10 protein-coding genes are annotated in these 12,997 nt (G+C 72.4%); 5 read left to right on the plus strand and 5 right to left on the minus strand.

Annotated features, from left to right (window positions below):
• Nucleotides 1-30: 30 nt before the first annotated feature.
• Together QPJ90_RS14265 and QPJ90_RS14270 are read right to left on the minus strand one after the other, a co-directional pair.
• Nucleotides 31-1,296, minus strand: a complete 1,266-nt coding sequence (locus tag QPJ90_RS14265; RefSeq protein WP_290131830.1) for an extracellular solute-binding protein — start codon at nt 1,294-1,296, stop codon at nt 31-33.
• A 59-nt stretch (nt 1,297-1,355) separates the two neighbouring features.
• Nucleotides 1,356-2,360: a PfkB family carbohydrate kinase gene (locus QPJ90_RS14270; protein WP_290131831.1), complete on the minus strand. Its 1,005-nt coding sequence runs from the start codon at nt 2,358-2,360 to the stop codon at nt 1,356-1,358.
• Nucleotides 2,361-2,476: 116 nt separating this feature from the next.
• On the opposite strand from QPJ90_RS14270, the gene QPJ90_RS14275 reads away from it, so the two are divergent.
• The 5 genes from QPJ90_RS14275 (at nt 2,477) to QPJ90_RS14295 (ending at nt 10,223) form a co-directional block, all read left to right on the plus strand.
• Entirely contained in the window at nt 2,477-3,232 is a 756-nt protein-coding gene (locus QPJ90_RS14275) for a DeoR/GlpR family DNA-binding transcription regulator (RefSeq protein WP_290131832.1), read from the plus strand.
• Nucleotides 3,229-4,569: a 6-phospho-beta-glucosidase gene (locus QPJ90_RS14280; RefSeq protein WP_290131833.1), complete on the plus strand. Its 1,341-nt coding sequence runs from the start codon at nt 3,229-3,231 to the stop codon at nt 4,567-4,569. Before QPJ90_RS14275 ends, QPJ90_RS14280 begins: the two co-directional genes overlap by 4 nt.
• Before the next feature lie 64 nt (nt 4,570-4,633).
• Nucleotides 4,634-7,723, plus strand: coding sequence for a glycoside hydrolase family 38 C-terminal domain-containing protein (locus tag QPJ90_RS14285; protein ID WP_290131834.1), 3,090 nt, complete (start codon nt 4,634-4,636; stop codon nt 7,721-7,723).
• 167 nt (nt 7,724-7,890) lie between these two features.
• Nucleotides 7,891-9,474: a Na+/H+ antiporter gene (locus QPJ90_RS14290; protein ID WP_290131835.1), complete on the plus strand. Its 1,584-nt coding sequence runs from the start codon at nt 7,891-7,893 to the stop codon at nt 9,472-9,474.
• Entirely contained in the window at nt 9,471-10,223 is a 753-nt protein-coding gene (locus tag QPJ90_RS14295) for an ABC transporter permease (protein WP_290131836.1), read from the plus strand. Before QPJ90_RS14290 ends, QPJ90_RS14295 begins: the two co-directional genes overlap by 4 nt.
• 68 nt (nt 10,224-10,291) lie before the next feature.
• Here QPJ90_RS14295 and QPJ90_RS14300 read toward each other — a convergent pair whose 3' ends face one another.
• From QPJ90_RS14300 to QPJ90_RS14310, 3 genes are read right to left on the minus strand one after another with little or no spacing between them, the layout of a single operon-like run.
• Entirely contained in the window at nt 10,292-11,035 is a 744-nt protein-coding gene (locus QPJ90_RS14300) for an FAD:protein FMN transferase (RefSeq protein ID WP_290131837.1), read from the minus strand.
• Nucleotides 11,032-11,523 carry an FMN-binding protein gene (locus QPJ90_RS14305; protein ID WP_290131838.1) on the minus strand — a complete coding sequence of 164 codons (492 nt, stop codon included), beginning with the start codon at nt 11,521-11,523 and terminating at the stop codon, nt 11,032-11,034. Before QPJ90_RS14305 ends, QPJ90_RS14300 begins: the two co-directional genes overlap by 4 nt.
• The gene (locus QPJ90_RS14310) at nt 11,523-12,983 is read right to left on the minus strand and encodes a ferredoxin reductase family protein (RefSeq protein WP_290131839.1); all 1,461 of its coding nucleotides are present in this window, start codon (nt 12,981-12,983) and stop codon (nt 11,523-11,525) included. The genes QPJ90_RS14305 and QPJ90_RS14310 overlap by 1 nt, the downstream gene beginning before the upstream one ends.
• Between the last annotated feature and the right edge of the window lie 14 nt (nt 12,984-12,997).

Below are 12,997 nucleotides of genomic sequence, written 5' to 3' on the forward strand. Positions count from 1 at the left end.
GCCCCGCCAGCGACGGTGCGACGGACGTGGTCACTTCGCCGATTCCAGCGCCGACTTCGCGGCCTTCACGGCGTCGTTCCACGCCTGGTCCGGGTCCTTGCCGCCCTGCACGTTGGTCAGTTCGGTGAGGTACGGCGCCGACACCTGCGCGTCGTACGGGCTGGTGTACTTCGTGGGCATCGACTCGATCGACTTCTGGAAGACCGAGGCCGTGTCCTGTCCGCCGAAGAACGAGTCGCCCTTGGTGAGTGCCGATTCGTCGAGTGCCTTCGACGAGGACGGGAAGTTCCCGACCTGGCTGTAGGTGGTGGCCTGCGCGGACGGGGCGACGAGCGCCTCGATGACCTTCAGCGCGGCCTTCTTGTCGGACGTCGCCGAGGGGATGGTCAGGAACGAGCCACCCGCGTTGCCCGGACCGCCTGGCGTCGCGGTCACGCGCCACTTGCCGGAGGTGTCCGGCGCGGCGCTCTTGATGTCGCCGGCGTGCCAGGCGGCGCCGATGACGGTGGGGATCTTGCCCTGGTTGACGGCGGAGGCCCAGTCGGGGCTGCCGTCCTCGATGTTCGCGACGATGCCGGCCTTCTCGGCCGTGACCGCCCGCGCCCAGGCCTGCTTGACCGTGGCGTCGTCGCCGGTGAACTTCCCGGACTTGTTCACGAATCCGCTGTCGGCCTGCGCCATCGACCAGCTGAACACGTCACCCATCGACACCTCGAGCGAGGCGCCCGTCTTCTCCTTGAGCTCCTTGCCGAAGGCGAAGTACTTGTCCCAGGTGCTCGTGGCGTCGGCGACGGCGGCGGGCTCGCTCGGCAGGCCGGCCTTCGCGAGGACGTCCTCGCGGTAGAAGAGTGCCGAGGGTCCGATGTCCGTCGGGATGCCGATGAGCTTGCCGTCGGCGGTGGTGGCCTCGGCGAGCTTCCACTTCGGGAACTGCGCGAGGTACGACGCCGGCACCATCGACTTCAGGTCGGTGAAGAGGCTCGACTGCTGCAGGAAGTAGGGCATGTCCTCGCCCTTGACCCCGGTGATCGAGGGGATGTTGGTCTTGCCGGTGAAGGTCGTCACGAGCTTCTGCTTGAAGTCGCCGCCGATCACGTTCACCTGCAGCTTGTCCGACGCGAACTCCTTCTTCGCGCTCGAGACGACCGAGTCGCCGAGGGCGCCCGGCCAGAGCCAGGCGGTGAGCTTGCCGTCGGACGCGGACGAGCCGGCGGAGCAGCCGGTGAGGACGAGTGCCGCGGCGACCGCGGTGGCGAGGACCGCGGCGGTGCGGCGTCGCTTCGTGGGGGTGCGCATGGGTTCTCCTGTGGTCGGGTGGAAGGGAAGGGAGTTTCGGGAACGGGGTGGTGCGGGTCTCAGCGGGCGCTGCCCGCCGGTCCGGCGGTCGCTGCCGGGAGGCCCGTGGTGACGAAGCCGTACCGGTCCGGTTCCGCGGCGGCCGGGTTGGCAGCGAGCCACGTGACGAGTTCGTCCCGTCGGGGCGCGGTGGACGCGCCGCCGGGTCGGGACACGGTGATCGCGGCGACGAGCGCCGCGAAGTCGATGCGTTCGCGCAGCGGGCGGTCCTCGAGCGACGCCACGGCGAGGGCCGCGCAGAACACGTCGCCGGCACCGGTGGCGTCGACGGCACGCACCCGGACGGGCGGCGCGAGGACCTCTTCGCCGGTGGAGGAGTCCACGGCGACGACCCCGTCGCCGCCCATGGTGACGACGCTCAGTGGGACGCGTTCGGCGAGGACCCTGGCGGCGGTCCGCGCGTCGTCGGTGCGCGTGTACGCCATCGCCTCGCGGTCGTTCGGCGTGAACGCGTACGCGCCGTCGACGGTGTCGAGGAGCGCGGGGTCCCACGTGCCGGTGGCGTCCCACCCGACGTCGGCGAAGACGCGGAGCCCGCGGCTGCCGCTCGTGCGCACCCACTCGGCCGTCGTCTCGTCGACGTGCAGTGCCGCGACCCGTCCGCCGTGGGCCGGGAGCAGTTCCGGCAGGGCGACGGGCGACGGGGTCCCGCCGGTGACGATCGCGCGGTCGCCGTCGTAGCCCATGCAGGCGCTCACGGGGATCGTCCACCCGGGCACCCGGTGCAGGAGTGCGGTGCCGATGCCCTCACGGGCGAGCGCTGCTCGGCACAGCCCGCTGAGTTCGTCGTCGCCCACCGCGGCCACGACGTCCGTGGAGGCACCGAGGCGTGCGGCTGCGATCGCGAAGTTCGCGATGCCGCCGGGTGTCCAGGCGAAGTGCGGCGTCCAGTGCTCCTGCCCGAGCACGGGCCCCTGCGCCAGGTCGGCGAACACCGCGTCGAAGAAGAGTTGGCCGGCGACGAGCACGTCGGCATCGGTGCTCGAGGTCCGTCGGTCGTCCATCGCTGCTCCATCGGTCGGTGGGTGAGCATTTTCTAGCACAGATCGATCGATTCCACGCAACGTTTTGTTTGAAAACAATTGCATGTTGAGCGAAGTTGATCGCTATGCTGAGCGACGTGAAGGACATCCGCGATCTCGCCATCCTCGACCACCTCCGTGCCTCGCGCGCCGCCTCGGTCACCGACCTCGCCGCCGCGACCGGGTCGAGCGTCGCGACCATCCGTCGGGACCTCCAGCGGCTCGACGACGCCGGCCTCCTGCGGCGCACGCACGGCGGTGCCGTCCTTGCCGACGCGCACGAGGGCGACTCCCCGTTCCTCGAGGTCGAGACCGTGAACCGCGCCGCGAAGCGACGGATCGCCGAGGCGGCGGCGGCGTTGGTCGAGGACGGCCACACGGTGGTGCTCGACATCGGGACGACCGTGCTGCAACTCGCCGACCTGCTGCGGGGTCGGCCCATCACCGTCATCACCGCGAACATGGCCGTGTTCGAGCTGCTCAAGGACGACCCCGCCGTGCACCTCGTGCTGCTCCCCGGCGACTACGACCCCGTCTACCACTCGGTCTCGGGGCACCTGACCACCGACTCGCTCCGACTCATCCGCGCCGACCACGCCTTCCTCGGCGTCAGCGGGATCTCGGCGAGCGGCGACCTGCGCGACACCACGATCGCCCAGGTCCCCATCAAGCAGGCGATCGCCGATGCGTGCGACGAGGTCACCGTCCTCGCCGACAGCAGCAAGTTCCCGGGCACCGGGGCAGCACGGATCGACCTGCCGGCATCGATCGTGCGGATCGTCACCGACGACGAGCCGCCGGTCCCGGTCGCCGCCGCGTTCGCTGCGCACGGCGTGGAGGTCCTCGTCGCATGAAGCTCGTCATGATCGGCGGTGGCGGGTTCCGCACACCGCTCGTGTACTCCGCACTGCTCCGTGACCACGCCCCCGGCCGCGTCACCGCGGTCGCGCTCGTCGACGTCGACGCGGCGCGGCTGACGACCATGGCACGGATCCTGGCCGACCAGGCCGAGGGCGTCGCGGACGCCCCGACCGTCAGTGTGCACACCGACGTCGAGGAGGCGCTGCCGGGTGCGGACTTCGTGTTCTCGGCCATCCGGGTCGCCGGCATGGAGGGCCGTGCCACCGACGAGCGCATCGGGCAGTCCCACGGCGTGATCGGGCAGGAGACCGTCGGCTTCGGGGGCATCTCCTACGCGCTCCGCACCCTGCCCACCGTCATGGCGCTCGCGGAGACCGTCAAGCGCCTCGCCCCGGACGCCTGGGTGATCAACTTCACCAACCCGGCCGGCGTCGTCACCGAGGCGATGTCCACGGTGCTCGGCGAGCGGGTCATCGGCATCTGCGACTCCCCCATCGGCCTCGCCCGCCGTGCCCTCGGCTCCATCGGTGTCGAGCACGGTCCCGACGTCGAGCTCGAGTACGCGGGCCTGAACCACCTCGGCTGGCTCACCGCCGTGCGGGTGGACGGGGTCGACCGACTGCCCGAGGTCCTCGTCGACGCCGGGCGCATCGAGTCCTTCGAGGAGGGCAAGCTCTTCGGCGCCGAGTGGATCCAGGCCCTCGGCGCGCTGCCGAACGAGTACCTGCACTACTACTCCTACCGGCGCGACGTCCTGCAGGCCGACCAGTACGCCCCGCACACCCGTGCCCGGTACCTCGTGGAGCAGCAGGACCGCTTCTGGGACGCCGCCGGGTCGTGCGACCACCCGTACCGTGCCTGGCAGGACAGCCGGAACGAGCGCGAGGCCAGCTACATGGCGACGAACCGCGACTCGGCCGGCATGGGCGAGCGCGACGTCGAGGACATGACCTCGGGCGGCTACGAGGACGTCGCCCTGTCGCTCATGCGCGGCATCGCGTACGACCAGCGCGCCCGGCTCATCCTCAACGTCCGGAACCGCGGCGCCCTCGCGGGTCTCGACGACGACGCCGTGGTCGAGGTCCCCTGCATCGTGGACGCCACCGGCGCGCACCCGATCCCGGGCGCCCGCGTGCCGGACTTCGGACTCGGCACGGTCACCGCCGTCAAGTACGTGGAACGCCAGACGATCCAGGCGGCGCTGCACGCCGACCGCGCCGCGGCCCTCCGTGCCCTCGCACACCACCCACTGGTCGACTCGGTGCGCGTCGCGCGCGCCCTGCTGGACGACGCACGCACGTCGTTCCCGCACCTGTCGTACCTGTCCTGAGCCGCGCCTCCAGGTCGTCCCTGATCCGCGACCTGGAGGCGCACCTTCCCCCGGAGACCCAGCCATGCACCAGAACCAGAAGCTCGTGGAGGCGCGCGTCGAGCGCGTCCTGCACGAGCGCATCACCCCCGCCGTCCACCAGGCGCGCACCCCCGTGACGCTCGCCGCGTGGCAGGTGCCGGACGAGCCGGTCCCGGCGGCCGAGGCACTCGCTGCCGAGTACCGGCCGTTCGCGGTCGGCGACCCGTGGGGTCGCGCCTGGTCCACGTGGTGGTTCGAGGTCACCGGCACCGTCCCCGCCGAGTGGGCCGGGCGCACGGTCGAGCTCCTCGTCGACCCGGGGTTCCAGGGCGACTGGCCCGGCAACCAGGCCGAGGGGCTGCTGCACACGCCGGACGGCACGCCGATCAAGGGGATCCACCCGCGCAACCACTACCTCCGCATCGCCGACGCGGCGCAGGGCGGTGAGCAGGTGCACCTGTTCCTCGAGGCCGCGGCGAACCCGGACATCCTGGTGAACGAGTTCGTCCCGACGAAGTACGGCTCGAAGAAGACCGCCCCCGAGACGCCGATCTACACCTTCCGCACCGCCGAGCTCGCGGTCTTCGAGCCCGAGGTCTGGGCGCTGCGCTTCGACGTCGAGGTGCTGTTCCAGATGGTCAAGGAGCTGCCCGACACGGACCCGCGGCGGCACGAGGTGCTCCGCGACCTCGAGCGCGCGATGGACGTCCTCGCGCTCGACGACATCGTCGGGACCGCCGCCGCGGCCCGCGCCGAGCTCGCCGGAGCCCTCGCCAGCCCGGCGAACCCCTCCGCGCACCGCCTGAGCGGCATCGGGCACGCCCACATCGACAGCGCCTGGCTCTGGCCGATCCGGGAGACGAAGCGGAAGACCGGCCGGACCTTCTCGAACGTGCTCGCGCTCGGCGAGCAGTACCCCGAGTTCAAGTTCGCCGCCTCGAGCGCCCAGCAGTACGCGTGGGTCAAGGAGCGGTACCCGGCGGTGTTCGAGGGCATCAAGGCCGCGATCGCCCGCGGGCAGTGGATCGTCGTCGGCTCGCAGTGGATCGAACCGGACGGCAACCTCCCCGGCGGCGAGGCGATGGTCCGCCAGATCACCCAGGGCCTCCGGTTCTTCGCGGACGAGCTCGGCGTCGAGACGCACGGCATCTGGTTGCCGGACTCGTTCGGCTACACCGCCGCGTTCCCGCAGATCGCCAAGCTCGCCGGCCTCGAGTGGTTCCTCACGCAGAAGCTGTCGTGGAACCAGACGAACACGTTCCCGCACCACACGTTCTGGTGGGAGGGCATCGACGGCTCCCGGATCTTCACCCACTTCCCGCCGATCGACACGTACAACTCGACCCTCGAGGGCGAGGAGCTCCACCACGCCGTCCGCCAGTTCCGCGAGAAGGGCGCCGCGACCACGTCCCTCGTGCCCTTCGGCTACGGCGACGGCGGCGGTGGACCCATCCGGGAGATGCTCGAACGGCAGCGGCGTGTCGAGTCGCTCGAGGGCTCGCCCCGCGTCGAGATCGAGCACCCGGACGACTTCTTCGCCCGCGCACGCGAGGAGTACCCGGACGCCCCGACGTGGGTCGGCGAGCTGTACCTCGAACTGCACCGCGGCACGTTCACCTCGCACGCCCGCGAGAAGCGCGGCAACCGGAAGGCCGAGCACCTGCTGCGCGAGGCCGAGCTCTGGTGGACCGCCGCTGCCCTCCGCGGTGCCGACTACCCGTACGAGGCGTTCGACCGGCTCTGGCAGTCCACCCTGCTCCAGCAGTTCCACGACATCCTGCCCGGCTCGTCGATCCAGTGGGTGCACGAGGAGAACGAGGACACCTACGCCCGGAACCACGCCGAGATCGAGGCGCTCATCACCGACGCACTGTCACGCCTCGGCGCGGCCGGCGTCGTCGCGAACCCGGCGGACCACGACCGGCGGTCACTCGTCGTCGGGGCCGACGGCTCGGCGATCGGGGTCGTCGAGGCCCGCGCGCACGCCGTGTCCCCGCTCCGGGTCGTCCCTCCCGCACACCCCGTCACGGCCACGCAGGACGCCGACGGCACGGTGCTCGACAACGGCCTGGTGCGCGTGCACGTCGACGCCGACGGACTCGTCGACTCGATCCGCGACGTCGCCCACGACCGCGAGCTCGTCCCCGCCGACCGCAGCGCCAACCTGCTGCACCTGCACGAGGACCTCCCGAACGCCTGGGACGCGTGGGACATCGACGCGCACTACCGGCACTCCGTCGTTGAGCTCCGCGCCGCCGAGTCGGTCGAGCTCGCCACCGACGACGACCTGCGCGCGGTCGTCCGCGTCCGCCGGGTGTTCGGCTCGTCCGAGCTCGTCCAGACGATCGCCGTCCACGCCGACGACGTCCGGGTGCACCTCGGGGTCGAGGTCGAGTGGCGCGAGCGGGAGAAGCTGCTCAAGGCCTCGCTGCCGTTCGTCGTGCACGCCCAGCACCACAGCGCGGAGATCCAGTTCGGGCACCTGCGCCGTCCGACGCACACGAACACCTCGTGGGACGACGCCCGCTTCGAGGTGATGGCGCACCGCTGGGTGCACGTCGAGGAGCCCGGGTACGGCATCGGCGTGACGAACGCCGGCACCTACGGCCACGACGTCACGCGGCGCGTCGGCACGACCGGCGAGGTCGAGACCGAGGTCCGGCTGAGCCTGGTGCGCGGCGCCCAGTCCCCCGACCCGGCGCAGGACCTCGGGCACCACGCGTTCGCGTACGCGGTGCACCCGGGCGCGACCGTCGCGGACGTGGTCGCGAGCGGCTACGACCAGAACCTGCCACTGCGCGCGGTGCCCCTCCCCGAGGGGTCGGCGTCGTCGGATCCGGTCACCGCTCCGGTCGTGTCGTCGTCCGTCGGCGTCCGGGTCGAGGCGGTCAAGCTCGCCGACGACCGCTCGGGCGACGTCGTCGTCCGGCTCTACGAGGCGCTGGGCGCGCGCACCGACACCGTGCTCGACCTGCGGATCGACGCCGAGTCCGTCGAGCAGGTCGACCTGCTCGAGCGCCCGATCGAGGATGCCGAGCGCACCGCCCGCCGCTTCGCGTGGGACGGGCGCGCAGTGACGCTCGGCCTGCGGCCGTTCCAGGTGGTGACGCTCCGGATCCGTCCGCGTCGCTGACGGCGGTCGTCAGGTCGCGTCGACGCGACGGACGGGAGGCACGGTGCGGGCCCGCACCGTGCCTCCCGTCCGTCGTCGGCGTCGGCCCGGCCGAGCATCGTCCGCCGACACCGTCGTCAGCGACCAGCGGGTTGACTGGGACGTCGGTCACAGGAGGAGGAACCAGCGTGCTCGGACCCGAACTGGTGGTGGTGCTCGGCCTCGCCATCGCGGTGACGGCGGGCATCGCCGACCGCATCCGGATCGCGCCGCCCGTGCTGCTGCTCGTGATCGGTGCGGGCCTCGCGCTCGTTCCGGAGTTCTCGGACCTGCAGCTCCCGGCGGACGCCGTGCTCCTCCTGTTCCTGCCGGCGCTGCTGTACTGGGAGAGCCTGACGACGTCGCTCCGGGAGATCCGGAAGAACCTCCGTGGCATCGTCCTCATGGGCACGCTCCTCGTCGTCCTGACCGCCGGCGCCGTCGCCGTGCTGCTCCACCTGCTCGGGGTCCCCTGGGGGCCGGCGTGGGTCCTCGGTGCCGCCGTCGCGCCGACCGACGCCACGGCCGTCGGCGTGCTCACACGGATGTTGCCCCGACGGAACGTGACCGTGCTCCGAGCCGAGAGCCTCGTGAACGACGGCACCACCCTCGTGGTCTACGGCATCGCCGTCGCCGTCACGGTCGGGACGCAGGAGCTCACGTTCTGGGGCGTCTCGGGCATGCTCGTGCTGTCCTACGTCGGCGGTGTCGCGGCCGGACTGGCCGCGGCGTGGCTCGGGACGCTGGCGCTCCGCCGCGTCGACTCGGTCGTGCTGCAGAACCTCCTGACCCTGCTCGTGCCGTTCGTCGCGTTCCTCGGCGCGGAGGCGATCGACGCTTCGGGGGTGCTCGCGGTGGTCACGGCGGGCATCGTCGTCAGCCAGGTCGCGCCGAAGCTCGACCGTGCCGAGACCCGGCAACAGGTCCGGGCGTTCTGGTCCTTCCTGACGTACCTGCTCAACGGCGCGCTGTTCGTGCTCGTCGGCATCGAGGCGATGATCGCCGCCCGTGCGCTCGACGGCGGGGAGCTCCTCCGCGCGACGGGCCTCATCGTGGCGGTCGCCGTCCTGCTCGTCGTCGTCCGGTTCGCGTTCCTGAACGCGGCCGGCGGCACGGTCTGGCTCGTGACCCGGCGGACCGGCGGCGAACCGCGCGAGGGACACCGCGACCGACTGGTGAGCGGGTTCGCGGGGTTCCGTGGCGCCGTGTCGCTCGCGATGGCCGTCGCCGTGCCGCGCACGCTCGAGTCGGGCGGCGCGTTCCCGGACCGCGACCTCATCGTGTTCGTCACCGCCGGGGTGGTCGTGCTCACGGTCGTCGGGCAGGCGCTCGTCCTGCCGGCGGTCCTCCGCCGTGCCGCCCTGCCCGAGGACGAGTCCGTCGGCGAGGAACGCCGGTACGCCGAGCGCACCGCGATCGAGGAGGCCCTGGACGCGCTGCCCCGGCTCGCGCGCGCCGCGGGTGCCGACCGGACGATCATCGAGCGCGTGCGCAAGGACTACGAAGCACACCTCGACGTCATCCAGGCGCGGGAGGAGGCCGAGGACGACGACCACCCCGCGCTGCAGCGGCACGACGCCGCCGTCGCCCTCGAACTCGCCCTCGTGCAGCACAAGGCCGCGACGCTCCTCCGGCTCCGCGACGCCGACGAGATCGACGACCTCGTCCTCCGCCAGGTGCGCGCCGGCTACGACGCCGAGGAGGCACGCCTCGACGGATCGACGCCGCCGTGACCACCGACCTCGGCACGCTCCTGTGGACCCTCGTCGGGGTCGCCGTGCTCGTCGCGGTCGCCACGGCGGCGCTGCTGCTCACCCGCGCACCGTCCCCGTGGGCACCGGCCCTCGCCGTGCTGCGCGGCACCGTCCAGCTCGCGGTCCTGAGCATCGTCCTGTCCGGGGTCATCCGCGACCCGGTGTGGATCGGGGTCGCCCTCGCCGTCATGTTCGGCGTCGCGACGACGACCGCGGCCCGCCGACTCGGGACGCTCCGGACCCGGTTGCTGCCGGTCGCGACGTCCATGGTGATCGGCATCGGTGTGGCGCTCGTCGTGGTCTTCGCGACCGGCGCGATCGCGTTCTCGCCGCGCTACGTCCTGGCCATGGGTGGCATCGTGATCGGCAACGCCATGACCATCGCCACGCTGTCCGGGCGACGCTTCGTGGAGCTCGTCGACGACCGCTGGGACGACGTCGAGGGGTGGCTCGCACTCGGTGCCACACCGCGTCGGGCCACCACCGACCTGGTCCGCCGGGCGGTCCACGCGGCGATGGTGCCGAGCACCGACCAGACCCGGACGACCGGCCTCGTGACACTGCCGGGAGCGTTCGTCGGCGCGGTCTTCGGCGGGGTCTCGCCGCTCGAGGCGGGTCGCTTCCAGGTGGTCGTGCTCGCGGCGATCATCGCAGCCGGGGCGCTCGTCGCGGTCACGCTGACGCGCCTGCTCGCGCCGGTGCGGACCCGCCCGGTACGCGCCGACTGACGCACCGTTGTGCCCACGGCGGCGGCGTGACGGAGGTGGGTCGGGCCTCCCGGGCGACAGCGACCGCTTCAGGACCGGGCGGTGACCGTCGGCCGCACCATCTGCTCGGCTCCCGGTGTCGCCCAGACCGTTCCGTCCACGGCGAACGCGAGGACGTCGACGGACCCGTCGGCGGTGATCCGCCGGAGGTCGTCCGCGTCCCCCGCCACGATCGCCGTCGCGAGGACGTCGGCGGTGACGATGTCGTCCGCCACCACCGTGGCCTGCGCGAAGGTCGGGGTCGAGCGTCGCCAGACGTGCTCGCCGCGCTCGGCGGTGCCCGAGGTGGCGACGGCGCGGCGGGTGCCCTCGAGCGCGACGACCCCGACGACGGTGTCACGGTGCGCGGGGTCGACGACGCCGACGCTCCACGGCGCTTCCCCCTCGTGCCGTCCGCGGCCGAGGACGTCTCCACCGGCGACGATGAGCCAGTCCTCGGACACCCGGTCGAGCACGGCTCCGGCGTCCCGGATCGCGAGCGCCTTGACGACCCCGGACAGGTCGACGACGCCGTCGGGCCGGTGCGGCGTGAAGGCGCCGCCGGTCTGCTCGCGCCACTCCAGGGCGAGCGCGTAGACGTCGCGGACCTCCTGCGGAGCGTCCGTCAGGCGCAGGGCCCCGGCCGCGATCCGGCTGAGTACCGACGACGGGTCGTACAGGCTGTACCGATGGTCGTACCCGGTGAAGACCCGACGCACCTCGGCCGCCGCGCGGGGGCCGGCACCGCGGATGCTCACCACGGTGCCCATCGTCTCGAACGTCGCGACGCTCACAGCCCCGCCTGGTCGATCGCGGACTGGAGCGACGTCACGTAGCCCGCGCTCGTGTAGGTCGCGCCGCTCACGGCCTGGATCTGCGCGGACTGCGCCTGCAGGGCCTCCTGTCGGAGGATCGGTGCGGCCTGCTGGCTGATCTGCGCCGACCGGCCGTCGCGGTCGGTCAGTTCCAGGGCGGTGACGTCGGTGATCTTCCCGCCTGCGACGGTGATCTCGACCTGGACGGGCCCGTACTGTGTCTGGGCCGCCTGGCCGGTGAAGGTGCCGTCCTTCGCCGCAGCCGACGCGGACGCACCGCCGCTCGTGCCGCTGCCCGTGCCCGCGGTGCCCGTGCCTGCGCTGCCCGTCCCACCCGCGCTCGTGCCACCCGACGTGCTCGTCTGCTGCTGTGTGGCGGTGAGCCCCGGCTGCGCGCCGACCTGCCAGCCGATGACGAGGACCGCTGCCGACGTGACGATGCCCCCGGCGACCACCCGCGCGCGCATCACTCGAACCGTTCCTGGTGGATCTGGTGCTCGGGGACGCCGGCGAGCCGGGCCTCCCGGACGACCAGGTCGGACCACACCCGGGGCCCGCACACGTACAGGTCGGACTCGAGCAGCCGCGGGAACACCGACCGGAGCGTCACGCCCCGACGGACGTCCTCCTCCGTCATCCAGCTCTCCCGCGAGTGCGCGCGGTGCCCGACCATCGCGTACAGCGTGCTGCCGGTCGCGTTCGCCAGGCCCGCCGTCTCGTCCCACAGGTACTGCTGTTCACCGTCGCTCCCGCGCAGCAGCACCGTGGCCTCGCCGGGTCGGAGGTCGGTGTCCTCGAGGAGTGCCCGCACGGGAGTGATCCCGATGCCGGAGGCGACGAGCGCGAGGTACGGCGCGGTCCGCGCCCGGCTCGTGAAGAGTCCGTACGGTCCCTCGAGCGAGACGAACGCGCCCGGGGTGATGCGGCCGAGCCGGGCCGAGCCGGCACCGAGGTCACGGACGGTGATGCGAGCGCGCCCGGAGCCGGGGACCGCCGAGAACGACACCGGGTGCGCGTGCCACCACGTGTGTGCGGTCCAGAACCGCCAGACGCCGTACTGACCGCCCTCGACCCCGAGCCGGTCGAGTGACCGACCGGCCAGGTGGATCGACACGACGCCGTGCGCGATCGGCTCGACGGCCGTCACCCGGATCCGGTGCCGGAACGTCACGACGACCGGCAGGACGAAGCGGTAGAGGGCGATGAGCCCCAGGGCCAGCACGTACAGGGTGATCCAGTAGGTGCGCTGCCACGAACCCGCCGACAGGACGCCGCCGACGCTGAGCATGTGCGGCAGCGCGACGAGCACGGCGGCGTAGCTCAGGAGGTGGATGACGTGCCAGACCTCGTAGGGCAGGCGACGTCGGACGGCGACCAGGGACGACACGACGACCACGAGGAACAGGCCGAGGGCGAGGTAGGCCAGCGGCATGTCCGGCGTAGAGAACAGCGCGATCGTCTCCGCGACCGGACTGTTCGCCGACTCGGCCGAGTAGCCGAGCGTGAGCAGGGCCCCGTGGGCGAGGAGCAGGTACAGCACCGGCTTGCCCAGGGAGCGGTGCACCGCGATCGCGTTGTCCTGCCCGAACACCCGGTCGATGAGCGGTACGCGGGCGGCGAGGACGAGCATCACGAGCGTGAGGTCCGTGCCGATGAGGCCGGCGACGATCCCGGCGTCGGTCAGCACACTGCCGACTCCGGTCACCTCGCGGGAGGACGGGGTGACGAGCCAGAGCAGGACCGCGACGGCCGCCGAGACCCACGCCAGCACGCCGAGCAGGTCGGCTGCGGCGGAACGGGCCCGTGCCGAGCGACGACGACGACGCGCGGCAGCGGCGAGCGGTTCGGCGGGCGCCGGACGGAGGCGCGGGCGGCTCGCGGCGGCGGAACGAGTAGGACGGGTGGCGGGGCCGGCGGTGTCGATCATCGTCGTGGTCCTCT

This window comes from Curtobacterium sp. 458 (assembly GCF_030406605.1).
Lineage (GTDB): Bacteria > Actinomycetota > Actinomycetes > Actinomycetales > Microbacteriaceae > Curtobacterium.